Origin of the sequence: Pseudoalteromonas sp. US3C1013 (genome assembly GCF_048401115.1) — a bacterium.
In the GTDB taxonomy this organism is placed as follows: Bacteria; Pseudomonadota; Gammaproteobacteria; order Enterobacterales; family Alteromonadaceae; genus Pseudoalteromonas; species Pseudoalteromonas undina.
Window position 1 is genome coordinate 3,022,644 of sequence record NZ_CP183075.1, and the last position, 23,478, is coordinate 3,046,121.

Consider the following 23,478-nt stretch of genomic DNA (forward strand, 5'->3'; position numbering starts at 1 on the left):
AGTACAGTCTAATACTTGACGGCAGCAGATTGAAATATTATTTTAGCGTACAGTTGTACGCTGAGAAATGAGAAACATGAAAAAACCACCGATTATATGGACCAACGTCCTTTTCTTTAGCCTGACGTTTTTGGCTGCTATTACACTTGTACCTTGGTATGGGTTTAACTATGGCTTTACAGGCACGCAGTGGGTTGCTTTTGTAGCTTGCATGTTTTTTGCGGGATTATCGATCACCGCGGGCTACCATCGTTTATGGGCGCACAAAACTTACAACGCTCACCCTGTGGTTGAATTTATTTTTGCCCTTGGTGGTGCCTTTGCGCTACAAAACAGTGCATTGCATTGGAGTAGCGATCATCGAATTCACCATGGTCAGGTTGATGACCCAGTTAAAGACCCTTATGCCGCCACAAATGGCTTTTGGTATAGCCACATTGGTTGGATGCTACGTGACTACCAAGGCGACAGCTACGATGATTACAGTAACTGTCGTGATTTACAGCGAAATAAAATTGTTATGTGGCAGCACAAGCATTACTTAAAATTGGTAATTGCCATGAATGTTGGTTTACCGCTAGTACTCGGCTTAATGCTTGGTGATGTATGGGGCATGTTACTGTTAGCTGGCTTATTGCGTTTAGTGCTGAGTCAGCACTTTACCTTTTTTATTAACTCAGTAGCACACATTTGGGGTTCACGCCCTTACACTGAAAAAAATACCGCGAGAGACAATGGCTTTTTAGCACTATTTACCTACGGTGAGGGTTATCATAACTTCCATCATATTTTTGCCAGCGATTACCGCAATGGCATTAAATGGTTTCATTACGACCCAACAAAATGGATGATCCGCTCACTCGCTGCCATTGGTTTAGCGAGTAAATTAAAGCGTACACCGGTTGAGCGCATTGAAAAAGCTAAAGCAGAAACCTTAATGAGCAAAACACAAGGTCGCCTTGCAAAATTGCCTTTAGCGCAAGATAAGCTTACATTATTACAACAAGAGTACGATTTGTTGCTTAAAAAGCTGCAAAATTATTGCTCATTACAAAAACAAGTGTTGGAAGCTAAAAAAAATAATATGGCAAAGCAGTGTGAAAAGTCGGCATTAATGGCACAATATCACGAGCTTGAAGCCGCCTGGGAAACACAAAAACAGGCATGGCTAGCACTTAATGCGAGGTTATTAAAAGCCTCTTTTAGTTAAAATAGGAGTGGCTGTGGCCAAACAACCAGAAAAGAAAAAAGTACCCGTGAGCTACCAATATGATGCAATCATTATTGGCACGGGTCCTGGCGGTGAAGGGACCGCTATGAACCTCTCTAAAAGTAACAAAAAAGTAGCGGTTATTGAACGCCAAACTGCTGTTGGTGGTGGTTGTGTTCACTGGGGAACCATTCCTTCAAAGGCACTTCGCCATTCGGTTAGTCGCTATATTGAATACAAAGCAAACCCTTTGTTTAACGTAGGTGAGCGCCCGGTAAGACTTACCTTTCCAGATATTTTACGCCATGCCAGCTCGGTAATTTCAAAGCAATCAAACTTACGCAGCAGCTTTTACGATCGTAACCGCATTCATATGTTTCAAGGCGATGCTAGCTTTGTTGATAAGCACACTATTGAAATTAGACGTAATGACGGTTCAACTGAACGCCTAACTGCACAAACTATTGTTATTGCTACCGGCTCACGCCCTTATCGCCCACCAGGTGTTGATTTCACCCATTCGCGTATTTATGAAAGTGACACAATTTTAGGCCTTGAACACGATCCTCATCGCGTACTTATATACGGCGCGGGTGTAATTGGCTGTGAATACGCATCTATCTTTAAAGGGCTAGGTGCAAAGGTTGATTTAGTAAATACTCGCGATCGCCTACTTGCGTTTATGGATGCTGAAATATCTGATGCGCTTAGCTATCACTTTTGGAATAGTGGCATTGTTATTCGTCATAACGAAGAATTTGATCGCATTGAAACCCGCGATGACTGTGTTGTTATGCATTTAAAATCAGGTAAACGTGTAAAGGCTGACTGCATTTTATTTGCCAATGGCCGTACTGGTAATACCGATACACTGAATTTAGAAGCGATTGGCTTAAAAGCAGATAGCCGCGGACAAGTAAAAGTAAACGAAACCTACCAAACAGAAATAGACAATGTATACGCAGTAGGCGATGTTATTGGCTACCCAAGCCTTGCTAGTGCGGCATTTGACCAAGGCCGGATTGCCGCAGATGCCATCGCTTCTGGTAACTGCGATGAAAAGCTGATTATTGATATTCCAGCCGGTATTTATACTATTCCTGAAATGAGTTCTGTTGGTAAAACAGAGCAGCAATTAACTGCCGCAAAGGTACCGTATGAAGTGGGGCGTGCGCAATTTAAACACTTAGCCCGTGCGCAAATTGCAGGTACCGATGTGGGTAGTTTAAAAATATTGTTCCATACAGAAACCAAAGAAGTACTTGGCGTGCATTGCTTTGGTGAGCGTGCTTCTGAGATTGTTCACATTGGCCAAGCTATAATGGAACAAAAAAATGGTGGCAATACCATCGACTACTTTGTAAATACTACGTTTAACTACCCAACAATGGCAGAAGCTTATCGAGTTGCGGCATTAAATGGTTTAAACCGCTTGTTTAAGTAAAAACTTAAGTAAAATAGTTTGCACAAAAAAGCCCGCTAATTAGCGGGCTTTTTATTGCTAGTTCACAACTTACTTATGATATTGTGCACTTAGCTCATGCACAGCGTTAATAAATACACCCGCATTTTCTGGATCAACATCAGGTGTAATACCATGACCTAAGTTAAATACATGACCATTGCCAGTGCCAAAGTCTTCTAAAATAGTGCCGACTTCTTGGCGAATACGATCTGGCGTGCCGTGTAGCATTGAAGGATCCATATTGCCTTGTAGTGCCACTTTATCGCCAACACGACGTTTGGCATCACCAATATTAATAGTCCAATCTAGGCCTACTGCATCACAACCTGTTGCTGCAATTGCCTCAATCCATTGGCCACCATTTTTAGTGAATAAAGTAACCGGTACTTTACGGCCATCATTTTCGCGAATTAAACCATCAACGATTTTATGCATATACTGCAGTGAAAACTCATTGTAGTCACGCGGGCTCAATACACCGCCCCACGAATCAAATATCATCAGCGATTGTGCACCCGCTTTAACTTGCGCGTTTAAGTAATCAATCACTGAATCAGCTAGCTTATCAAGCAATAAATGCAGTGTTTGTGGCTCAGCAAACGCCATTTTTTTGATTTTACCAAAAACCTTACTGCTTCCGCCTTCAACCATATAAGTTGCAAGTGTCCAAGGTGAACCCGAGAAACCAATTAATGGCACTTCACCTTTAAGCTCACGACGAATAGCGCTTACAGCATTCATTACGTAGCCAAGCTCATCGGTAGGATCAAGTTTTGGAATTTTTTTAACATCGGCTAATGATGAGATTGGGCGTTCAAACTTAGGGCCTTCACCTGTTTCAAAGTACAAACCTAATCCCATTGCATCGGGAATAGTTAAAATATCACTAAATAAAATAGCGGCATCTAACGGGTAACGGCGCAGAGGCTGTAAAGTTACTTCACAGGCTAACTCAGCATTTCTACACAGGCTCATAAAATCGCCCGCTTGTGCACGTGTAGCACGGTATTCAGGTAAATAACGTCCAGCTTGACGCATCATCCATACTGGCGTGACATCAACAGGTTGCTTGGCAAGGGCACGTAAATAACGGTCGTTTTTTAATTCGCTCATAGCGTATAGAGTCCTAGGGCTTTTAGAAATTGTGCAAGATTGTACCACCATATTTGCGGCCCCTCTATCGCTAAGCGATTAAATCGCCTTAGAGTAGCGCTAGATCAAGTAATTTTTAGTTTTCATTTTATTTTGTATATAAAACAACCAAGCAAACGTTAATAATAAAAACTTTTCATTAAACTATTTGCAACATTTAAAAAAGCTTGGTATTGTTACTCCCGCGTTAACAAAACAATAACAAAAATTGTTAATACAAAAATAATAAAAATCTCTAATAAAAATAAGAATGCTTGTTTAAACAAGTCTAATAAAGAAATTAAACCACCGTAACAGGTGGTTTTTTCTTGCCTGAAATAAATTACTTACAACTTATACCTTAAACAAAACCCTCTGTGGTACTACATCTATTTTACTTGTTGATATACACGCCAATTAAATATATCTTGGATGATAGAAACTTTATTACCAATTAAAAATCCAACCCAGCTTAGGAGAAGAATTATGCTGAAGCGTGTAGAAAAAGCTCAACAAAAGTGGGGGGGTAGCCATACGGTCATCGACAATTGGTTAAACGAACGCCAAGAGCTGATTGTGCTTTATTGTAAAATTGCAGGCTTTTCACCTTACGAGAAAAAAGATCAATCTTTGCCTGAACCATCACAAATTCAAGCATTTTGCCAAATCTTAATGGATTACCTATCGGCCGGCCACTTTGAAGTGTACGACGATATTGCTAAAGCTTGCGAAAAGAAAGGCTTAGAAAGCCAACAACTAGCAAATACTATATACCCACGTATTTCAGATACCACTGACATTGCTCTAGATTTCAATGACAAATACGCTGAAGTAGACGCAGAAGATTTGTTAGTAGGATTTGATAATGACCTATCGGTTATTGGTGAAGCACTCGAAGCGCGCTTTGCACTTGAAGATGAGTTAATTGATAACTTATATTCTAACCACACTGACTAATTAGTTATTCAGTGCAATAAAAAAGGGACCTAAGGTCCCTTTTTTGTTTTATATAAATACTTATTCTGCAGCGGCAGCTTCTGCATCATTTTGAATTTCTAATAATTCAACTTCAAAAATAAGTGTTGAATTAGCAGGAATTTTACCTAAATCACGATCACCGTAAGCAAGATCTGAAGGAATGGTAAATTTGTACTTAGAACCAACAGTCATAAGTTGTAAACCTTCAGTCCAACCAGGAATAACACGGTTTAGTGGAAAAGTTGTTGGCTCGTTGCGTGAGTAAGAGCTATCAAATTCAGTACCGTCTAAAAGAGTACCTTTATAATGCACTTTAACTACGTCAGTCGCTACTGGCTTAGCGCCTTCGCCTTCGCTCATTACTTCGTACTGTAAACCAGACTCAGTAACCATTACGCCTTCTTTTTTAGCATTTTCAGTTAGGTATTTTTCACCCTCAACTTTGCTTTTTTCAGACTCTACTTTTGCTTTTTCTTCTTGTTTAGTACGCACTGACTCATCTAATGCTGTTAATACTTCACGAATTTTCTCTTCGTCAATTTTAGCATTACCAGCAAGTGCATCTTCAAAGCCACGCATTAATAATGCTTGATCTAATTCGATACCAATCTCTTTTTTATCTGCTAGGTCTTTATTTAAAAAGTTACCTACAGATGCACCAATACCGTATGCTTGTTGTTGCGCTACAGTATCTAGCTTAACGTCTGCTTGCTCTTTTTTTGCTTCTTGATTACAAGCTGTAAGCGCTAAAACTGACGCTGCAATCAATGACAATTTAATCGTCTTTCTCATTTTAAATCTCCGACACACTTTGCAGTTGTCATTTATTGTAATATTACTAGTTAAAGATTAACGGCCTACATGGTAGGCTGCTTGTTTAATAGCTAAACTAAAAACATATCCAGTGATTAGACAAACAACCTAGGCGTTTTTCGCAACCTAGTCTAACCTCTCAGTCACGAAGAGTTAAGAGGAAATACCTGTAATATGTCGTTATTTCGTACTTTTTTAGTTGCTACCTGCTGTTTATTAACAATTGCATGTAGTGATGAAAAACAACAAGCAGTGGCTAGTTTTGAGCACACAGCACAAGGTGCTTTCTCATCCGCACTATCGCATGATGGTCAATACAGCTTAGTGTCTTCTATCAATCATGGGGCCGCCCTTTGGGATAATCAACAGCAAGCGCTTAAATACCAATGGTTTCAACAACAGGCTGAAGATAGCTTAGTTTATGCCGTAGCCATTGCTTTTGATAATAGCGTGGCTGTTACCGCCGAAAAAACCACCTTTGCCGTTTGGGATATAGCCTCAGGCAAAAATAAAGGCTTTTACAAAATACAAAAAGCCAGCATCCGCGATATTGCCATTAGTAACCAAGGCAACAGTGTTATTTACGGGCGCAGCGATGGCGTTGTGGTATTTATAAACCTTAACACTGGCAGACGCATTGAATTTTTAGGCCACCAAGATAAAGTAAACACCGTAGACCTATCACCTAATGGGCGCTATGCATTGAGCGGCTCAAACGATTATGTGGCCTACTTATGGGATACCCAAAGTGGACAAGTTATCCATCGCTTTAATCACCCAACCCGAGTAACCCAAGTCGCTTTAGATCCTCAAGGACGTTATGCTTTTACCGCCGACAGTATGGCACAAGCAAATGTATGGAAGCTGACTACAGGTGACCTTGTTAGTAAACTAAAGTATATTGCGCGTCAGAAAATTTTTACTGCGGTGCGCTTTAACGACCAAGGCACTTTATTAGCAACCGGTTCACCCAACAAACGAGTGGATTTATGGCAGCTAAACAGTGGTGAAAAAATTCAAACATGGCAAGTGACCCCAAGAGAAGGCAGTAAGCCAAAATCGGCAGTGGTACTTGATGTGACATTTACAGATAACGGTAAATCATTGTTAACTGAAAGCTCAAGCGGAATCGCTGAGCGCTTTATTATACGAGAACCAAATGAACACAATTGAACATCGGTTAATGGAGCTTGAGGCTAAAGTGGCTTTTCAAGACGAAACGATTGAAATTTTAAATGATGAAATAAAAGTTCACCAGCAACAGATGGCAAAAATAAAGCGCCAAACCGAGTTGCTGGCTGAAAAACTTAAAGAGTCGCAGTCATCACAGCCTATGATGTCGAATATGCCAGAGCCACCGCCGCCGCATTATTAAGCAGCACTAACAAGGCACTAATCGCCTGGATTAAACACGCCAATGATCTGTTCAAATTGGCGTGTTGATGCCTGCACAGCCTGCTCTGGTTGAGCCATTTTATGGCCACACTGCATACATTCAACTTTTTCTACGTCGTGCTCTTTGTAAAGCATTAACATATCCATGGTTTTACACTCAGGACACGTTGCTCCAGCAATAAATCGTTTTTTATGTTTCACTTCGCTTTTCCTACCATTTTGACTGACGTTATTTTATCGCAATATTTGCCTACTTGATACGATTGATATGGCTAATAAGATCCGTGTTATAATGGCGGCAATTCAATCAAGGCACAGTAAAGTAACGTATTTATGATCCAAATCTCAGAAATAGAACTGCTTCGCGGTGGCAAAGCTTTATTAAAAAATGCATCGGCTACATTATTTCCAGAGCACAAAGTAGGCCTTGTTGGTGCCAATGGCTGTGGTAAGTCAACGCTATTTAGTTTATTAAAGTCTGAGCTTTCGTTAGATGGCGGTAATTACAGTATTCCTAAAGATTGGTCACTGGCCTCGGTAAAGCAAGAAACCCCCGCCCTTGAAATAAGCGCCATAGATTACGTACTGCAAGGCCACCCTGAATATTATGCGCTACGAATTGCGCTGCGTGAAGCCGAGCAAAATAACGATGGCGACACTCAAGCTAAAGTGCATATTCAGCTTGAAAACATTAAAGGCTATAGCATAGAAGCCAAGGCAGGTGAGCTGTTACATGGTTTAGGCTTTGCTAATAATCAAATAGAAAACCCGGTTAGTGCATTTTCGGGTGGTTGGCGCATGCGCTTAAACTTAGCCCAAGCGCTTATTCGCGATGCCGACTTACTATTACTGGATGAGCCAACAAACCACCTAGATTTAGATGCCGTGTATTGGCTCGAGCGTTTTTTACGTGCCTACACCGGCACGCTAGTACTTATTTCTCATGATCGTGAGTTTTTAGATGCTGTGGTTGATCAAATTTGGCATATAGATAAACAACTTATTAATGTGTACAAAGGTAACTACTCGCAGTTTGAACGCCAAAAAGCTGAGCGCCTATTGCAGCAGCAAGCCATGTTTGAAAAACAACAAGAACAAATAGCGCATCTTGAGCAGTTCATTACCCGCTTTAAAGCCAAAGCTAGTAAAGCCAAACAGGCACAAAGCCGTGTTAAAGCGCTAGAGCGAATGGAAAAACTTGCCCCAGCACACGTTGACTCGCCATTTGATTTTGAATTTGCCGAGCCAACCGCTCTGCCTAACCCGTTAATGACACTCGACAAAGCCAAAGCCGGTTATGGCGATGTCACCATTTTAAACAGTATTAAGCTGAACTTAGTACCAGGCAGCCGTATTGCACTACTTGGCAGAAATGGCGCAGGTAAATCAACACTGATTAAATTACTATCAGGTGACTTACAACCTCAAGCAGGTGAAGTGTTTCAGCATCAAGGCTTAAACATTGGCTACTTTGCGCAGCATCAACTGGAGTCTCTAGATTTAAAAGCCAGTGCCGTCACCCACCTGCAACGCTTAAACCCAAAAGCCAGCGAACAATCATTGCGTGACTTTTTAGGCGGTTTTGCCTTTGTAGGCGATAAAGCACTCGACCCTGTAGCACCGTTTTCAGGCGGTGAAAAAGCCCGTTTAGTACTGGCTATGTTGGTTTATCAAAAACCAAATTTACTACTACTCGATGAGCCAACCAACCACCTTGATTTAGAAATGCGCCACGCTTTAGTTATGGCATTACAAGGCTTTGAAGGCGCTATGGTCACGGTATCGCATGACCGTCATATGCTTAAAAATACCGCCGATGAATTTTATTTAGTTGATAATGGCGAGGTCACCCAATTTGGCTACGACCTAGATGCATATTATCAGTGGCTGCTTAATGCTAATAAAGAAGCCGCTAAAAACGACACCTACGAAGAGCCAAAAGCCCATTCACAAGTTAACCGTAAAGAGCAAAAGCGCTTAGAAGCCGAGTTTAGAAAAGCGATTCAGCCGCTGAAAAAGCAAATTGAAAAACTTGAAAAGCAATTAGATAAATTTGCTGCAGAACTAGCTGACGTTGAAGAGGCGCTAGGCGATAACACTCTCTATAACGACGAAAATAAAGGCAAGCTTAAAGAGTTAATTACTAAACAAGCCACACTCACGCCTAAACTTAACGATGTTGAAGAAGAGCTACTTATGGCCCTTGAAGAAATGGAACAAAAAGAGCAGGCATTCGCCGATGCACTTGCTTAACAGCAATGATTTTTGGCAGTTTGCATGTAACCTTTACAGCAAAGGTGACATGCAAACGCGCCTGTTGGATTATCAAAACCAGCTAGGTAAAAACGTCAACCTATGCTTGTTGCTGTATTACTTAGATTCTCTCAATCTAGCTATTAACCAAACACAGCTAAGCAAGCTTGAACAATCAATTAGTGAGTTTGATAAGCAGGCATTGAAGCCACTACGAGCCACACGTGCCTATTTAAAAGCCAATAAAACCGAGGTTACAGATTACGCCGCAATTCGAAAAGCACTTCTCGGTGCCGAGCTAAAATTAGAAAAGCAGCAACAGAAAATATTGATTGATGAAGTTAATAGTATGAATTTAACACCTTGTGCAACGCCCAATAACAGCGATAAATATTTGACATAATTTTTCACTATTCATTTCATCAGATCATAAAGCCATTTATATTATGAATATTAGCTCTTATATACATGGTTACTTTGGTTTACTTTTATACACCAAGCTATATATCTTTAGTTTTGTATTGAAATACCTCTTCTAAAGGTAAGTTAAAAACTAAAGAAATTTTAAAAGCCACCTCTAAAGTGGGTGAATATTTATTTGCCTCAATTGCCATTACCGTTTGCCGCGTTACGCCAATAGCATCTGCTAACTGCTTTTGCGTCATTTCATCGCGTAAAAAGCGTAATGTTCGAATAGAGTTAGTTATTGCATACTCACTCATAGATATCACCCGTTCTGCCTTTATAAAGCTGCGCTATGTAATTGACTATTTCGGCAATCAAAAAAGCGCCTACCATGATATGCATTGGTAAATATGGAATATTATATTCGATAGCTGGGCCCCAGTTATTAGCTTCAATTTGATATTGAAAAATAGCAACACAAATTCCCGCCTGTAAGATTATGGCCTTGTATTTATAACCCACTAAATTTATTTGCTTTTCTCTCACATCAGGTGGCTGATTTAATTCATTATCACTGATAAATGTAAGTAATAAATAGCTCAATACTATAAGTATCACAGAATAAATTAACACCTGTAGCAATAAGCCAGATAACCAAGAAACAGAACTAAGCTGCTGCGTACTCGCATTCATTAGGCTGTTTACATAAAAGTAAGATATGTACACGCTTACTAGTAAATCGATACTCAGCGTCAGTTCTCTAAAACTTATGCTTTGTAAAAGTTCTTTAAAGTGCTCTGAACGAGTCATATAAAGCTAACTCCAAGTAAAATATTTTTGACTTTTAAACTATGAGTTCACTTTTTAGCCATGTCAAATATATTTAACACCAGGTTTATTTTATTTAACCTAAAACAAAGCAACGGTTATTCAAAGCTGAACTTTGCTGACCATCTTTATTATAAAAGTGATTAAAAAATCGCAGATAATTTACTAAAAAGTGCAAAATCGACTTAACTTTATTGATCAAAATCAACATCTGCATTGCCCATTTTATAATCTGTAAAATAGCTTGATCTGGATCATATCAAGTACCACTGAGCCAGCCTATGATTACCCCATAGACATCAGGAGGCAATTATGGACGTATTCTTTAGAGATTTTTTTAGCGACCCAGTACTATTTTTATCATTTGGATTTTTAGGCGTCGTTATTAGTTTATGCCTCTTCTTTGTGTATTTTTTCATGAAAAAAGTACACGATGCAGATATTAAAGAACAGCATTAAGCACGACGCACAAAGCGCCTTATTAGTTTACTGATTAGGCGCTTTTTATTTTTAAATATAAAAAATTTGCTACACTAGCGCTTCGTTAATTGCAAAGTGCGTAGTACAGACATGATCCCTAAGTTCAAACCCGCATGGTGGATGACCAACCGACACGTTCAAACCATAATACCGCGTTTTTTCCGCCCTTTTCATCATACTCGCTACGAACTTGCGCAACTTGATACGCCCGACGGAGACTTTATTGAGCTTGCTTGGTCACTCCCGCATAACGAAAAAGCACCACTCGCAGTGGTACTTCATGGACTTGAAGGCAATATCAACAGTTTTTATGCCAAAGGCATGATGAAGGCATTAAAAAAGCAAGGCTTTGCTGTCGTATTGATGCACTTTAGAAACTGCTCAACCGAAGTAAACCGCTTACCAAGAGCCTACCATAGTGGCGACACCGCCGATTTAGCTTTTTTTATAAATCATTTAAAACAACAGTTTCCAAATCGCCCTATTGTAGCGGTGGGTTTTTCATTGGGTGGTAATGTACTGGCTAAGTATTTAGGCGAAGAAAACATTCACTGCCCGCTTAACGCAGCTGCCGTGATATCTGCGCCCTATGATTTATCATCATCTAGTGATGTTATTCGTAAAAGCTTAGGTAAAATTTATCAAAAATATTTGCTCGATCGAATGAAAAAGTCGATGCAACGTAAATTACCGCAAATTAAACAGCAGATACCGATCACTACTGATCAATTAATGGAAATTGACGATTTATTAGAGTTCGATAACCAGCTTACAGCACCGTTGCATGGCTTTGAGAATGCACACGATTACTACAAAAAAGCCAGTGCGATGCCATATTTAAAAGATATTGCGACACCTACACTAATTATTCATGCCAAAGACGACCCTATGCTGTCGATTAAAGCGGTTCCAAGTAGTCAGGATGTAAGTGAGCATGTTACGCTGCGTATCTCTGAAAAAGGCGGCCACGTTGGCTTTATTAGCGGTAACAATCCACTTAAGCCCGTGTATTGGTTAGAGCAAGTAGTGCCTGACTATTTTAAGCAATGTGTATTTAATAACACCGATAAAGAGTGACTATGATTATTCCTTTTGAACAACTTGATAAAGACACACTGTACAACCTAATTGAAAGCTATGTACTGCGTGAAGGCACAGATTATGGCGAACAAGAATTCAGTATTGAAAGTAAAGTGGCGCAAGTAAATCAGCAATTAAAAAGCGGTGAAGCCATGGTTTTTTTCTCTGAACTGCACGAATCGGTCACCATAATCTCTAAAAGTGAATTCAAAGCACTGCAAAGTGAAGCGCAATTCGACGAGTAAACTTGTCAGACACGGCGTAAAAATAGACAATGGTTTTTTAACTCAAAGAGCCATTATAAATGATAAAACTAAGCTCACTAGTTGCTGCAATGTCGATTGCATTAACCGGCGCAGTCAGCGCTGAAATAACCCCTTCAGATAAAGCAATTAAGCTTGCTCACGATACCATTTTAATCGACACTCACATTGATGTACCTTACCGCATTCATGATAAATGGGCGGATGTAACTAAAGCCACTGATGGCGGCGATTTTGATTACCCTCGTGCAGTAAAAGGCGGTTTAAACGCGCCATTTATGTCGATTTATATTCCTGCTCATTTAGAGTTTGAAGGCAAAGGAAAAAGCTTTCAATTAGCGAATCAATTAATTGATGGTATGGAAGCGATTGCGTTTCGTGCTCCAGATAAGTTTGCCATTGCCAGCTCAACAAGCGATATAGAAGCACAATTTGCGCAAGGTAAAATGTCGATTGCCATGGGTATGGAAAACGGATCGCCTATCGAGGGCGAAATGAAAAACCTACAACACTTTTTTGATCGTGGCGTGCGTTACATCACCCTAGCTCACTCGCAAAGCAATCATATTTCTGACTCATCATACGATATTCGTCGCAAGTGGAAAGGCTTAAGCCCATTCGGTAAAGAGCTAGTAAAAGAGATGAATAACATCGGCATGCTGATTGATGTATCGCATATTTCGGACGATGCATTTTATCAAGTAATGGAATTGTCTAACACACCCGTTATTGCGTCACACTCTTCACTACGTAAATACACGCCGGGTTTTGAGCGTAATATGAATGACGACATGCTGTTAGCCCTTAAAAAGAACGGTGGTGTGATTCAAATTAACTTTGGTTCAAGTTTTGTTACTTCAAAAGCCGGAAGTTGGTACGATCAATTCAAAAGTAAAAAACAAACAATTACTGAAGAAGGCAAAAAAGTAGCTAAAGATTTTGATGCGATGTACCGCGCTAAAAATCCATTTCCATTTGCTAGCCTTGAGCAAGTTCTTGATCATATTGATCACGTTGTGAAGCTAATTGGTATCGAACATGTTGGTATTGGCTCTGATTATGACGGTGTAGGTGACTCACTGCCTATCGGCTTAAAGGATGTATCTAGCTACCCTAACCTAGTTCAAGGTTTGATGGACAGAGGTTACAGTGATACCGATATTAAAAAGATTTTAAGCGGCAATACACTAAGAGTGTGGAAGCAAGCTGAGCAATACGCAAAATCGCATTAAGCTTTACGCGCTAGGCTTAGGTCTAGCGCTTATAGCCAATTTAAACACCGTATTTCGCCACTCACGCCCCCCCCTTCTTAATTAACCCGTATATTTCATCCTCATTTAACACATTTTTTAACAGACTTATATTTCGAAAACAGATAAATTACCCATTTTAGAGGCAGATTATTTTATGACTATAAACAAAGGAACTATTGCGATTACTATAGCAACACTTGCCTTGGTAATTTCATGCTACGGAACATTTTTTAAAGATCAGCCCAGTTCGCTTAATAAACCCAAGCAGCAACAGCTAAGCCCCACAGTTTCTATTAGTACTCCTGCAGAATATCAGCAATCAAATGAAGCCTTAATTGACGAACTAAGCAAGAAAGTAAGTTCGCTACAACGTAAAGTAGCAAACTTAACACTGCACGCTAATGGCTCTTATCAAGAACAAGATACCGACGAATTTAAGGAACTTGTTCTTGACGTACTAGAGGAAAAACAGCAGCAAGAAGATGAAAAACGACGTGAGCAAAATCCTCTTTATAGCTTTTATGCAGACTTACCAGAAGACTATGATTTAAGGATCAAATCAGAACCTGATTATGCAAAACAAATAAACTCTCAATTAAGAGAGCAAACTTTAGATCCAAGCATCTCTGATTTAAATAGGTTAGCTGCACTGAGCCAACTGCAAATGAATATGTATATTCTAAATAAATCTACTATGCCTGAGTATGACTATGAAGTAGTAGGTAACATTTTAAATTTAGCGAACAACAGTAGTGATGAAAAGTTTAAAATTCAAGCTGTTGAGTTATCAACTCAAACACCGGTACTTGATTACCGCCTTGCAGAGCAATTTACAAACTTGTTAGAGCAAGACACGAATGATTATATCCGTCGCTTAGCTGCACAAGGGCTGATGGCGCAATACTACCAAGCTCAAAATAAACAAGATGGTTATACGAAGCAAATGGCGCAGCATCTACTTTCAGTTTATAACAATAGCTCTGACAATGCAGTCAGGGCAACGCTTGACGAAATGATGGGTAACCAAGATATGCTTGATGAATTACGTAAGAATGCTGGTTACTAACTGATTAAGTTCATGCTCCCACTCTGTTACAGCGATAACATTAATACTTTTACTTCAAACATTAAAAAACCCGAGACTAAGCTCGGGTTTTTTTAATGCTTAATGCATTACAACAGTTGATTACTCAGCGATAGTTAATACAAAGCACCGATGCCTAAGGTAAGAGAGCCACCTTCACATTACATAAATTACAGGCATTAAAAAACCCGAGGCTAAGCTCGGGTTTTTTTTAATGCTTAATGCATTACAACAGTTGATTACTCAACGATAGTTGCAACAACACCAGCACCTACAGTACGGCCACCTTCACGGATAGCGAAACGAAGACCTTCGTCCATCGCGATTGGCGCGATTAGAGTTACTGTCATCTTAACGTTATCACCAGGCATTACCATTTCTACGCCTTCTGGTAACTGTACGTCACCTGTTACGTCAGTTGTACGGAAGTAGAACTGTGGACGGTAACCTTTGAAGAATGGAGTATGACGACCACCTTCATCTTTAGAAAGTACGTATACTTCTGAAGTGAATGTTGTATGTGGGTTGATTGAACCAGGCTTAGCTAGTACTTGACCACGTTCAACGTCTTCACGCTTAGTACCACGTAGAAGTGCACCAATGTTCTCACCAGCACGACCTTCGTCAAGAAGCTTACGGAACATCTCAACACCAGTACAAGTAGACTTAGTAGTCTCTTTGATACCAACGATTTCAACTTCGTCATTCACGTTGATGATACCAGCTTCAACACGGCCAGTTACAACAGTACCACGACCTTGGATTGAGAAAACGTCTTCGATAGGCATGATGAATGGCTTATCGATGTCACGCTCTGGCTCTGGAATGTAAGAATCTAGTGCTTCTGCAAGCTCTACGATTTTAGCTTCCCATTGCTCTTCGCCTTCAAGTGCTTTAAGTGCAGAACCTTGAATTAGTGGTAAGTCATCACCTGGGAAGTCGTATTCAGAAAGAAGTTCACGAACTTCCATTTCTACTAGCTCAAGTAGCTCTTCATCATCAACCATGTCACATTTGTTCATGAACACAACGATGTAAGGAACGCCAACTTGGCGAGAAAGTAGGATGTGCTCACGAGTTTGTGGCATAGGACCGTCAGTCGCAGCAACTACTAAGATAGCGCCGTCCATTTGAGCAGCACCAGTGATCATGTTTTTAACATAATCGGCGTGTCCAGGACAATCTACGTGTGCGTAGTGACGAGTAGGCGTATCGTACTCAACGTGTGAAGTTGAGATTGTGATACCACGCTCGCGCTCTTCTGGAGCGTTATCGATTGATGCGAAATCTTTAGCAACACCGCCGTATACTTTTGCAAGTACGTTAGTGATTGCTGCAGTTAGTGTAGTTTTACCGTGGTCAACGTGGCCGATTGTACCAACGTTTACGTGCGGTTTTACGCGTTCAAACTTTTCTTTTGCCATGACGGAACCTATCAGTTTTGTGTATCTAGATTACATATGAAAATAATCCACCATAGGTAGATTAAGTTAATTTTTTCAAATTTCAAATAGTTTTTTCTGACAGATAAAGGAAGTGTTTAAGGAGATTCGATTGACTGGTGCTGATAGGCAGATTTGAACTGCCGACCTCACCCTTACCAAGGGTGCGCTCTACCAACTGAGCTATATCAGCATCATCAAATTGGAGCGGGCAGCGGGAATCGAACCCGCATCATCAGCTTGGAAGGCTGAGGTAATAGCCATTATACGATGCCCGCTTTAAGGAACCTGTTCTTAAACTACCTCTAACCGTCTAGAATAAAGTGGTGGAGGGAGCTGGATTCGAACCAGCGAAGGCTGAGCCGTCAGATTTACAGTCTGATCCCTTTGGCCGCTCGGGAACCCCTCCACGATAATTCTTTATACTAAGCACTTCCGGTAAAAGGAAAGTGGTGCCGACTAACCGAGTCGAACGGTTGACCTACTGATTACAAGTCAGTTGCTCTACCAGCTGAGCTAAGTCGGCACTGCTTTAGTACGGGGCGAGATTCTAGAGTAAGGTTTATTGGGATGCAACCAAAAAATTAAAAAAAATGTGATTTTATGCTTCAAACGCTCACTATTCGCGCAAAAAGCAGTTTTTTTGTTGTTTTTAACTCTTTTTAGCTAACTCATACCAGTAATTTAAGCCTTTCATCACTAGCATTGGGTCGAAAATACTGTCTGAAAAATGCCCTTGTAATAGCTGACCATAACCACCAGCAAAAATTAAAAGGCTATTTTTTGTATTTAAATGCAGCTTTGCTTGTTCAATTGCGCCAATAGTTGCCACTAAAGCACCATTTTTTAATCCGTTAGGAGTGTTTTTGCCAAGCTCATTAGCAAATGGCGTGTTTGCATCATCAAATACGCGCTGAGTATTTTGGGTGAGTGAGGCGGTCATTAAATCAAGCCCTGGTAATATCCAACCACCTAAGTGCTGCCCATCATTATTAAGGACGTCTATAGTCGTTGCCGTGCCTGCATCAACAACAATTGCGGCCGTATTAGGGTAAAGCGTATAACCACTAATGAGCGCCAACCATCGATCTATACCCAAATTACCCACTTGTTGATACGCGCAATGCAACGTACCGAGCTCATGACTAACCGTAGCCTCAAAGCAATCGATATTTTGTGCTTGGGCTTTTTCTAATAGCTGCTTGAGTAATTCACTACGACCCACACAAGCGTAAACAACAACCGTAATTTGCAGCCATGGAATATTATTAGTATCGCATGGCTGTATTTGCCCATCTTGCCACAATACAGCTTTGAGCGAGGTATTACCTACATCAATGAGTAATCTCATGCTTGCGCCTTTCTTAATGAAATCTCACCGCCATAATAACTTTTCACTTCACCGTCTTGGCGAATACGTACACCACCGTGCGCATCTATACCTTCACAAATGCCACACCAGCTACGATGCCCGGTATTAAGCTCTACCTGCTGACCAGCAAATGCATTTAATGCATTCCATTGTTGATACATAGTTTGTAAGCCATTCTCACGATATTGCGCTAAGCGTTGCTCTAAACAATAAGTTAATGAAGCTACTAGTTGATTTTTATCTAGCTGCTGGGTGTGCTGACTTAAATCGGTCCACGCTTGGTCAATGTACTGACTGGCACTTTGTGGCATATTTAAATTAATACCAATCCCTATTACCAACTGACATGGCCCTTGTGGCTGCCCATCTAATTCTACCAAGACACCTGCGAGTTTTTGTTTGTTTATATAAATGTCGTTTGGCCATTTAAGCTCTACTTCAATACCATAAAGTGCTTTTATCGCATCATACACCGCTAAACCAACAGCAATTGATACGCCCATCGCGGCTTGTAAGCCATCGTCTAAGCGCCAAAAATAACTGTAGTATAAGTTTGCACCAAAGGGTGATTGCCATACTCGGCCTCGACGTCCCCGCCCTGCTTGCTGCATTTCGGCTACAATCACGGTACCCGATTTTAGTGCTGCTTTAGCTTGAATGCGGCGCATTAACTCGCTGTTGGTTGAATCAATCAGTGGTTGCACTTCAATATTCGCGGTATTAGCGCCTAACTCAGCATAGTGCTGCTGTATGCTTTGCTGATTAAGTAAACCTACTTGATTATTTAAGCAATAGCCTTTACCAGTAACTTTAAATACATCTAAGCCCATAGCCTGTAAGCTTTGAATATGCTTACTTACCGCCGCGCGACTTATTCCTAGTTCATCACCTAGTGCTTGCCCAGAGACAAACTCGCCTTTATTGAGCGCATTTAAAATGGCCAACTTGTTTCCATCAGGTGCCTTCATACTGATTGCTCCAAAGAGATATGGCATTCATTGTGTTGATCAATTAACCGCACTTCGTGTTCTAAACTTATGTTGTAACGTGTTAAAACAATATCCTGAATGTGAGCAATCATATTAATTAAATCATCCCCTGTACTATTACCATGATTAACTAGTACTAGCGCTTGCTGTTGATGCACTTCTATACCTGCAATTTTATATCCCTTTAATCCCGCTTGCTCTATTAACCACCCTGCAGCCACTTTATGGTGACCGGCACCATGCGGGTAATGAGGTACCTCAGGATATGTCGTAATTAACTGCGCTAATTCACTATTGGTGATAATAGGGTTCTTAAAAAAACTGCCTGCATTAGCCAGCTTATAGGGATTTGGAAGTTTGCTGTTACGCGTTTGTATCACTTGTGCGCACACTTGCTGTGGCGTCGGGTTTTTTAGTTGTTGTAGCGGCCCATAACTGAGTACTGGCTGCCATATTTTGGACAACTTAAAGTGCACTTGGGTGATCACTGCTTTATTTTTTAGCGCGTGTTTAAATACCGATTCACGATAAGCAAAGTGACATTGCTGATTAGTTAAAGATTTAAAGCTACCGCTATCAATATCAAAATAGTCAACAGCTTCAATAAACTGAGCTATTTCTACGCCATAGGCACCAATATTTTGTACTGGTGCAGCGCCGACTGTACCAGGGATGAGGGCTAAGTTTTCAAACCCCGCGATACCTTGCTCCAGCAAGTAAGTCACTAATTGATGCCAATTTTCACCGGCAGCTACACTAACTAAAAAGTCATGCGAGCGCTCAGTTATAGTAATGCCTTGGGTTGCCATTTTAATGACCGTGCCTGCATAGTCATTTAAAAAAATAGTATTACTGCCCTCACCCAACAAACAAAAAGGGACTTTAAAGCACTGACTTTTAAGCTGCGCTGAGTCGGTAATCTCGACAAAATTTTGGCATTGGCTACTTAATGCAAATGTATGTAGGGGTTGTAATGAGTGCGGCACAAAGCCCTCTAAAGGTAGCAGTAATTAATCGCTCTAGTTTAACTCATCGTCGCAAATTGCGCATCAGCTTGTAAAAATTGTTCAACCCACTGCAGCAATCATGATATAAAACCTGCACTTTTTTTATTTGTACTCAAGGTAATTATGAAAATCAAACCTCTTTTTTTAAGCCTCGCTATGGCAGGTATGTGCTCGCAAGCAATGGCCAGCGCTATTGATCAAAATTCCTACGCCAACCTTGATGATGTTATCACCACGCATTTAAACCTTGATTTAGACATCGACTTTGCTGATAAGCAATTGGAAGGTTTTGTTGAGCATACGCTACAGTGGCAAAATGCCAACAGTAAAAAGCTAGTACTTGATACCCGTGATCTTGATATTGATAAAGTGATGTATCAAACGGCAAATGGCAATTGGCATAAAGCTAGTTTTAACCTTGCTAACCGCGATGATGTTAAAGGCTCAAAACTAACTATTACCTTTAAAAATCAAGCACAAAAAGTTCGTATTTACTATAACAGCCGCCCAGAAGCGTCTGGCTTACAGTGGTTAACGCCAGAGCAAACTGCCAGTAAAACTCACCCGTTTATGTATAGCCAATCGCAAGCGATTCATGCACGTAGTTGGATCCCAGTGCAAGATACCCCAGCAATGCGTGTAACTTATAATGCGCGCATTCATACCCCTGAGGATATTCGTGCAGTAATGAGTGCAGATAATAAAGATGCTCTTTATAAAGATGGTGATTACCACTTCACTATGCCACAAGCAATTTCACCTTACTTAATTGCAATTGGTGCAGGTAACTTAGAATTTAAGGCCATGTCTAAGCAAACTGGTATTTTTGCAGAGCCAACTATTTTAGACGCCTCGGTTGCTGAATTTAATGACACCCAAGCGATGATCGACAAAACCAATGCCATGTACGGCGACTATGCATGGGGTCGTTATGATTTACTTATGCTACCACCTAGCTTTCCGTTTGGTGGTATGGAAAACCCACGCTTATCATTTATTACGCCTACGGTTGTTGCTGGCGATAAAAGCTTAGTTAATCTGATTGCGCATGAACTGGCACATTCTTGGTCTGGCAACTTAGTGACGAACGCTACATGGGAAGATTTATGGTTAAACGAAGGTTTTACCTCTTACGTTGAAAACCGCATTATGGAAGAGGTATTTGGGCGTGACCGTGCTGTTATGGAACAAGCACTTGATGCAGCTGGCCTGCGTGCACAACTTAAAACCATTGATGCCCCAGATACACGCCTTAATTTAAAACTAAATGGCCGCGATCCGGATGATGCGTTTAGCTCAGTGCCTTACACAAAAGGTCAGCTATTTTTAATTTACCTAGAAGAAAAATATGGCCGTGATAAGTTTGATGATTTTGTTAAGACCTACTTTAATGAGTTTGCATTTAAATCGCTAACCACTGCGCAATTTGTTACTTACATCAAAGCTAACTTAATTGAAAAGTATCCAGGCGTAGTGACCATGGATAAAGTAAACGAGTGGATTTTTCAGCCAGGTTTACCAAGTGATGCACCTAACCCAACCTCTGACGCGTTCGATAAAGTCGATACTGCAACAGCGAGCTGGTTAAAAGGGGATACAACTGCCGCACAATTACCCACTGCAAATTGGACTGTGCATGAGTGGCTACACTTTTTAAACAACTTACCGCGCGATTTAAGCATTGAAAAAATGACTGAATTAGACGGCGAGTTTAACTTAACCCAATCAACCAACGCAGAACGTGCGTTTGCATGGTACATGCTAGCAGTAGGTAATGGTTACCAACCAATTTACCCTGCGCTTGATAAGCATTTATCGGGTATTGGTCGTCGTAAGCTTATCGTGCCGCTTTATAAAGCGCTTATTACCAATGGTAAAAAAGATTGGGCACAAAGCGTATACTTAAAAGCACGTCCGGGTTATCACCCACTGGCACAAGGTACCATTGACGCATTATTTAAATAGCGTTATCAATAAATTAAAAAGGGCCAACTTGGCCCTTTTTTAATGCTTAATTATTTTGTTACTTTATCTAAAAAAGCCTGCCTTTCAGCGAGCGTTGCTTGTTGCCACCAAAAGTCGAGCATATTGGCAGCGCTTGGCATGCCCTTACCATTAATTGGCGCAATCGGTTTAATTGGGCGGCTTGGTTTTTGTGGGCCGGCAGGGGTTTCTGAGGCCTGCTGATTAAACTGTGAACTTTGTAGTTGTCGTTCAGCTATCACATTTAATGGCTCAGCTAAGGTACTGCCTTTTGCTTTTAAGCTTACTTGCGGTGCCTCAGCAAATACTTTCGCTGCCACCGCATTTTCAGCACGATTAAATACTAAGGTGTAATCTTTACCTGCTTCAACGGTTACATTGACCCAAAAAGGCTCTGACTCAATCACTTCGTGATCGTCATAACCTAAATCATATAAATCTGTGTATTTAAGCTTTAACTGATAAGTACCCGGTGCTAATTCAACATCATCAACACGACTAAAAATCGAACTTTCAATGACTCGTTCACCCACTTGTAAAGGAACAAACTCCTCGGGAAAGTAAATGTTTTCTGCCAAACTAGATGCACTCACCAAGAGCGCCGCTACACTGCCTAATAATATTGATTTACGCATAATTACTCCTTTAGTTGATTTCAGTTTGACACTGCTGGCAAAATTTGTCATTAGTGACATACATATTAATCGAACAAATTAGAGTCATCATTATGAGTCAAGAGACTATTTTTACTAAAATTATTAATCGTGAAATTCCTGCTGACATTATTTACGAAGACGACCTAGCACTTGCATTTAAAGATATTAACCCTCAAGCACCCTTTCATGCGTTGATTATTCCTAAACAAGCCATTGCCACGATTAATGATGTCACTGAGGAAAACTCACATCTTGTTGGTCATCTATATGTGGTAGCGGCTAAGCTTGCCAAACAACTTAATTTTAGCGATGACGGCTACCGCGTGGTGATGAACTGCAATGAACACGGTGGACAAACCGTTTACCATATTCATTTGCATATGCTGGCGGGAAAAGAAATGGGCTGGCCTCCGTATCAAAACACTAAAAAAGTTGCCCTTTAGTCACCCATTAAATCCTGTATCTTAAAAAATACATTAAAAATACGGCGTTTTTCTTATATACCAAAAAAACAATTACTTATTTGCAACATTTTATGTTTAAATAATTGGAAATCGCACCTTTTCTCCAGTGAAATTGTTATTCCCTAATACAAAAGGTGTGCAGGGATCGTGGTAAGATTAATTAGCCAGCTTTATAAAAGAGTAAAAAAACATGAGCAGTTCAGCCTTTTTGTTGTTAGACGAAGAACCAATTAACACTATTGGTATTAACGTTTTAGAGCCTTTGTTAAAAACACAGGGCCTTGACGTAACTACGGGTACAAATATTTTAGATGTTCCGGTAGGTACTCGCTTATTGTTCATTGAAACATCAAGTAAAGACGCGTGGACTAAGCTAAAAGAACAACTCGTTAATTTGCGTATCAAATGCGATATTGTGTTGTTTAATTTAGATGAAAACCCAGAGCTTGCTAATCGTGCATTACTCAGTGGTATTCGCGGTGTATTTTACACCACCGATAATGCTGATGTACTCATGAAAGGGATTCGTTTACTACTTGAAGATCAGCTTTGGTATCGTCGTGATATTATGTGTAATGCGCTTAACCGCATGCTGCAATTTAATAAAGACGCACTACACAAGCTAACCGATGGTGATATTGAGCCAATCAAACTCACTAAACGTGAAAAAGCAATTATCTCGTTAATGAGTAATGGTTCTAAAAATAAAGAAATTGCTGAAGAGTTAAGCATTAGCCCGCACACGGTTAAGACTCATTTATACAGTGCATTTAGAAAAACTAAATGTCGTAACCGTATTGAACTACTCTCTTGGGCACAACAAAATATTCCTGACGAGATTCGTTAAGGCTTATTTTAATAAATTCAATACAGGCACTTTAGGTGCCTGTTTTTATATCTTCTTTAAAAATCGCTGTTGGGGTCTTA

Annotated in this window: 24 protein-coding genes and 4 tRNA genes; 14 read left to right on the plus strand and 14 right to left on the minus strand. The window is 40.4% G+C overall.

The genetic code is table 11. The features are described 5' to 3' along the window. Positions 1–76 precede the first annotated feature (76 nt). Together ACNSN2_RS14160 and sthA are read left to right on the plus strand one after the other, a co-directional pair. Positions 77–1,210 carry an acyl-CoA desaturase gene (locus ACNSN2_RS14160; protein WP_054202812.1) on the plus strand — a complete coding sequence of 378 codons (1,134 nt, stop codon included), beginning with the start codon at positions 77–79 and terminating at the stop codon, positions 1,208–1,210. Between the two features lie 13 nt (positions 1,211–1,223). Then, positions 1,224–2,654 carry a Si-specific NAD(P)(+) transhydrogenase gene (gene sthA, locus ACNSN2_RS14165; RefSeq protein ID WP_041709585.1) on the plus strand — a complete coding sequence of 477 codons (1,431 nt, stop codon included), beginning with the start codon at positions 1,224–1,226 and terminating at the stop codon, positions 2,652–2,654. A gap of 69 nt (positions 2,655–2,723) precedes the next feature. Here the strand turns inward: sthA and hemE are convergent, their stop codons facing one another. Then, positions 2,724–3,788 (minus strand): uroporphyrinogen decarboxylase, encoded by a 1,065-nt coding sequence (hemE, locus tag ACNSN2_RS14170; RefSeq protein WP_418607815.1) that lies wholly within the window; start codon positions 3,786–3,788, stop codon positions 2,724–2,726. 504 nt (positions 3,789–4,292) lie between these two features. Between hemE and ACNSN2_RS14175 the strand changes: the two genes are divergently transcribed. After that, positions 4,293–4,763, plus strand: a complete 471-nt coding sequence (locus tag ACNSN2_RS14175) for an Rsd/AlgQ family anti-sigma factor (RefSeq protein ID WP_010392345.1) — start codon at positions 4,293–4,295, stop codon at positions 4,761–4,763. Positions 4,764–4,823: 60 nt separating this feature from the next. Here the strand turns inward: ACNSN2_RS14175 and fkpA are convergent, their stop codons facing one another. Then, the gene (gene fkpA, locus ACNSN2_RS14180; RefSeq protein WP_021033142.1) at positions 4,824–5,576 is read right to left on the minus strand and encodes an FKBP-type peptidyl-prolyl cis-trans isomerase; all 753 of its coding nucleotides are present in this window, start codon (positions 5,574–5,576) and stop codon (positions 4,824–4,826) included. Positions 5,577–5,771: 195 nt separating this feature from the next. Here fkpA and ACNSN2_RS14185 point away from each other — a divergent pair, with 195 nt between their 5' ends. Together ACNSN2_RS14185 and ACNSN2_RS14190 are read left to right on the plus strand one after the other, a co-directional pair. Next, positions 5,772–6,770, plus strand: coding sequence for a WD40 repeat domain-containing protein (locus tag ACNSN2_RS14185; protein ID WP_418607818.1), 999 nt, complete (start codon positions 5,772–5,774; stop codon positions 6,768–6,770). After that, on the plus strand, positions 6,757–6,972 hold the full coding sequence (locus tag ACNSN2_RS14190) for a SlyX family protein (RefSeq protein ID WP_010392339.1): 216 nt from the start codon (positions 6,757–6,759) through the stop codon (positions 6,970–6,972). The genes ACNSN2_RS14185 and ACNSN2_RS14190 overlap by 14 nt, the downstream gene beginning before the upstream one ends. Before the next feature lie 17 nt (positions 6,973–6,989). On the opposite strand, the gene ACNSN2_RS14195 is transcribed toward ACNSN2_RS14190, so the two are convergent. Continuing rightward, positions 6,990–7,193 carry a YheV family putative zinc ribbon protein gene (locus tag ACNSN2_RS14195; RefSeq protein ID WP_008114218.1) on the minus strand — a complete coding sequence of 68 codons (204 nt, stop codon included), beginning with the start codon at positions 7,191–7,193 and terminating at the stop codon, positions 6,990–6,992. A 132-nt stretch (positions 7,194–7,325) separates the two neighbouring features. On the opposite strand from ACNSN2_RS14195, the gene ACNSN2_RS14200 reads away from it, so the two are divergent. Together ACNSN2_RS14200 and ACNSN2_RS14205 are read left to right on the plus strand one after the other, a co-directional pair. Next, a complete protein-coding gene (locus ACNSN2_RS14200; RefSeq protein ID WP_418607819.1) occupies positions 7,326–9,245 on the plus strand; it encodes an ATP-binding cassette domain-containing protein in 1,920 nt (639 codons plus the stop codon). Further along, positions 9,232–9,648: a TIGR02444 family protein gene (locus ACNSN2_RS14205; RefSeq protein ID WP_418607820.1), complete on the plus strand. Its 417-nt coding sequence runs from the start codon at positions 9,232–9,234 to the stop codon at positions 9,646–9,648. The genes ACNSN2_RS14200 and ACNSN2_RS14205 overlap by 14 nt, the downstream gene beginning before the upstream one ends. 97 nt (positions 9,649–9,745) lie before the next feature. Here ACNSN2_RS14205 and ACNSN2_RS14210 read toward each other — a convergent pair whose 3' ends face one another. Both ACNSN2_RS14210 and ACNSN2_RS14215 read right to left on the minus strand, forming a co-directional pair. Next, positions 9,746–9,967: a helix-turn-helix transcriptional regulator gene (locus ACNSN2_RS14210; RefSeq protein ID WP_010392331.1), complete on the minus strand. Its 222-nt coding sequence runs from the start codon at positions 9,965–9,967 to the stop codon at positions 9,746–9,748. Continuing rightward, positions 9,960–10,460 (minus strand): hypothetical protein, encoded by a 501-nt coding sequence (locus ACNSN2_RS14215; protein WP_010392329.1) that lies wholly within the window; start codon positions 10,458–10,460, stop codon positions 9,960–9,962. Before ACNSN2_RS14215 ends, ACNSN2_RS14210 begins: the two co-directional genes overlap by 8 nt. A gap of 588 nt (positions 10,461–11,048) precedes the next feature. Here ACNSN2_RS14215 and ACNSN2_RS14220 point away from each other — a divergent pair. The 4 genes from ACNSN2_RS14220 to ACNSN2_RS14235 all read left to right on the plus strand — a co-directional run bounded on the left by ACNSN2_RS14220 (position 11,049) and on the right by ACNSN2_RS14235 (position 14,620). Next, a complete protein-coding gene (locus ACNSN2_RS14220; RefSeq protein WP_075170821.1) occupies positions 11,049–12,035 on the plus strand; it encodes a hydrolase in 987 nt (328 codons plus the stop codon). Positions 12,036–12,037: 2 nt separating this feature from the next. Next, the gene (locus ACNSN2_RS14225) at positions 12,038–12,283 is read left to right on the plus strand and encodes a YheU family protein (protein WP_008114225.1); all 246 of its coding nucleotides are present in this window, start codon (positions 12,038–12,040) and stop codon (positions 12,281–12,283) included. Between the two features lie 59 nt (positions 12,284–12,342). Beyond that, a complete protein-coding gene (locus ACNSN2_RS14230) occupies positions 12,343–13,533 on the plus strand; it encodes a dipeptidase (RefSeq protein WP_193051264.1) in 1,191 nt (396 codons plus the stop codon). 175 nt (positions 13,534–13,708) lie between these two features. After that, positions 13,709–14,620, plus strand: coding sequence for a hypothetical protein (locus tag ACNSN2_RS14235; RefSeq protein WP_418607824.1), 912 nt, complete (start codon positions 13,709–13,711; stop codon positions 14,618–14,620). Positions 14,621–14,877: 257 nt separating this feature from the next. Here the strand turns inward: ACNSN2_RS14235 and tuf are convergent, their stop codons facing one another. The 8 genes from tuf to murB form a co-directional block, all read right to left on the minus strand. Further along, positions 14,878–16,062, minus strand: coding sequence for an elongation factor Tu (tuf, locus tag ACNSN2_RS14240; RefSeq protein WP_109875886.1), 1,185 nt, complete (start codon positions 16,060–16,062; stop codon positions 14,878–14,880). A 135-nt stretch (positions 16,063–16,197) separates the two neighbouring features. Next, a tRNA-Thr gene (locus tag ACNSN2_RS14245) sits at positions 16,198–16,273 on the minus strand. Positions 16,274–16,283: 10 nt separating this feature from the next. Further along, positions 16,284–16,358, minus strand: a tRNA-Gly gene (locus ACNSN2_RS14250). Positions 16,359–16,404: 46 nt separating this feature from the next. After that, positions 16,405–16,489, minus strand: a tRNA-Tyr gene (locus tag ACNSN2_RS14255). Positions 16,490–16,530: 41 nt separating this feature from the next. Further along, a tRNA-Thr gene (locus tag ACNSN2_RS14260) sits at positions 16,531–16,606 on the minus strand. A 126-nt stretch (positions 16,607–16,732) separates the two neighbouring features. Next, on the minus strand, positions 16,733–17,431 hold the full coding sequence (locus tag ACNSN2_RS14265; RefSeq protein ID WP_418607826.1) for a type III pantothenate kinase: 699 nt from the start codon (positions 17,429–17,431) through the stop codon (positions 16,733–16,735). Then, a complete protein-coding gene (gene birA / locus ACNSN2_RS14270; protein WP_418607828.1) occupies positions 17,428–18,420 on the minus strand; it encodes a bifunctional biotin--[acetyl-CoA-carboxylase] ligase/biotin operon repressor BirA in 993 nt (330 codons plus the stop codon). Before birA ends, ACNSN2_RS14265 begins: the two co-directional genes overlap by 4 nt. Then, complete coding sequence (gene murB / locus ACNSN2_RS14275; RefSeq protein ID WP_178956759.1) at positions 18,417–19,427, minus strand: UDP-N-acetylmuramate dehydrogenase; 1,011 nt, start codon at positions 19,425–19,427, stop codon at positions 18,417–18,419. The genes birA and murB overlap by 4 nt, the downstream gene beginning before the upstream one ends. Positions 19,428–19,571: 144 nt before the next feature. On the opposite strand from murB, the gene ACNSN2_RS14280 reads away from it, so the two are divergent. After that, positions 19,572–21,413 (plus strand): M1 family metallopeptidase, encoded by a 1,842-nt coding sequence (locus ACNSN2_RS14280; RefSeq protein WP_055012298.1) that lies wholly within the window; start codon positions 19,572–19,574, stop codon positions 21,411–21,413. Positions 21,414–21,463: 50 nt separating this feature from the next. Here the strand turns inward: ACNSN2_RS14280 and ACNSN2_RS14285 are convergent, their stop codons facing one another. Further along, positions 21,464–22,066, minus strand: coding sequence for a DUF2057 domain-containing protein (locus tag ACNSN2_RS14285; protein ID WP_138623634.1), 603 nt, complete (start codon positions 22,064–22,066; stop codon positions 21,464–21,466). Between the two features lie 92 nt (positions 22,067–22,158). Here ACNSN2_RS14285 and ACNSN2_RS14290 point away from each other — a divergent pair, with 92 nt between their 5' ends. Further along, positions 22,159–22,530: a histidine triad nucleotide-binding protein gene (locus ACNSN2_RS14290; protein ID WP_010392287.1), complete on the plus strand. Its 372-nt coding sequence runs from the start codon at positions 22,159–22,161 to the stop codon at positions 22,528–22,530. Positions 22,531–22,741: 211 nt separating this feature from the next. Next, positions 22,742–23,398, plus strand: a complete 657-nt coding sequence (locus ACNSN2_RS14295) for a helix-turn-helix transcriptional regulator (protein WP_008108518.1) — start codon at positions 22,742–22,744, stop codon at positions 23,396–23,398. Positions 23,399–23,478 lie beyond the last annotated feature (80 nt).

What these genes read in the sequence shown, in the direction of transcription:
- ACNSN2_RS14285 (WP_138623634.1), bottom strand. Translation starts at nt 22,066, where the DNA reads ATGCGTAAATCAATATTATTAGGCAGTGTAGCGGCGCTCTTGGTGAGT.
- ACNSN2_RS14265 (WP_418607826.1), bottom strand. Translation starts at nt 17,431, where the DNA reads ATGAGATTACTCATTGATGTAGGTAATACCTCGCTCAAAGCTGTATTG.
- ACNSN2_RS14200 (WP_418607819.1), top strand. Translation starts at nt 7,326, where the DNA reads ATGATCCAAATCTCAGAAATAGAACTGCTTCGCGGTGGCAAAGCTTTA.
- ACNSN2_RS14230 (WP_193051264.1), top strand. Translation starts at nt 12,343, where the DNA reads ATGATAAAACTAAGCTCACTAGTTGCTGCAATGTCGATTGCATTAACC.
- ACNSN2_RS14205 (WP_418607820.1), top strand. Translation starts at nt 9,232, where the DNA reads ATGCACTTGCTTAACAGCAATGATTTTTGGCAGTTTGCATGTAACCTT.
- ACNSN2_RS14220 (WP_075170821.1), top strand. Translation starts at nt 11,049, where the DNA reads ATGATCCCTAAGTTCAAACCCGCATGGTGGATGACCAACCGACACGTT.
- ACNSN2_RS14185 (WP_418607818.1), top strand. Translation starts at nt 5,772, where the DNA reads ATGTCGTTATTTCGTACTTTTTTAGTTGCTACCTGCTGTTTATTAACA.
- ACNSN2_RS14160 (WP_054202812.1), top strand. Translation starts at nt 77, where the DNA reads ATGAAAAAACCACCGATTATATGGACCAACGTCCTTTTCTTTAGCCTG.
- tuf (WP_109875886.1), bottom strand. Translation starts at nt 16,062, where the DNA reads ATGGCAAAAGAAAAGTTTGAACGCGTAAAACCGCACGTAAACGTTGGT.
- ACNSN2_RS14215 (WP_010392329.1), bottom strand. Translation starts at nt 10,460, where the DNA reads ATGACTCGTTCAGAGCACTTTAAAGAACTTTTACAAAGCATAAGTTTT.
- ACNSN2_RS14235 (WP_418607824.1), top strand. Translation starts at nt 13,709, where the DNA reads ATGACTATAAACAAAGGAACTATTGCGATTACTATAGCAACACTTGCC.
- fkpA (WP_021033142.1), bottom strand. Translation starts at nt 5,576, where the DNA reads ATGAGAAAGACGATTAAATTGTCATTGATTGCAGCGTCAGTTTTAGCG.
- ACNSN2_RS14290 (WP_010392287.1), top strand. Translation starts at nt 22,159, where the DNA reads ATGAGTCAAGAGACTATTTTTACTAAAATTATTAATCGTGAAATTCCT.
- hemE (WP_418607815.1), bottom strand. Translation starts at nt 3,788, where the DNA reads ATGAGCGAATTAAAAAACGACCGTTATTTACGTGCCCTTGCCAAGCAA.
- ACNSN2_RS14225 (WP_008114225.1), top strand. Translation starts at nt 12,038, where the DNA reads ATGATTATTCCTTTTGAACAACTTGATAAAGACACACTGTACAACCTA.
- ACNSN2_RS14190 (WP_010392339.1), top strand. Translation starts at nt 6,757, where the DNA reads ATGAACACAATTGAACATCGGTTAATGGAGCTTGAGGCTAAAGTGGCT.
- ACNSN2_RS14210 (WP_010392331.1), bottom strand. Translation starts at nt 9,967, where the DNA reads ATGAGTGAGTATGCAATAACTAACTCTATTCGAACATTACGCTTTTTA.
- ACNSN2_RS14295 (WP_008108518.1), top strand. Translation starts at nt 22,742, where the DNA reads ATGAGCAGTTCAGCCTTTTTGTTGTTAGACGAAGAACCAATTAACACT.
- ACNSN2_RS14280 (WP_055012298.1), top strand. Translation starts at nt 19,572, where the DNA reads ATGAAAATCAAACCTCTTTTTTTAAGCCTCGCTATGGCAGGTATGTGC.
- ACNSN2_RS14175 (WP_010392345.1), top strand. Translation starts at nt 4,293, where the DNA reads ATGCTGAAGCGTGTAGAAAAAGCTCAACAAAAGTGGGGGGGTAGCCAT.
- birA (WP_418607828.1), bottom strand. Translation starts at nt 18,420, where the DNA reads ATGAAGGCACCTGATGGAAACAAGTTGGCCATTTTAAATGCGCTCAAT.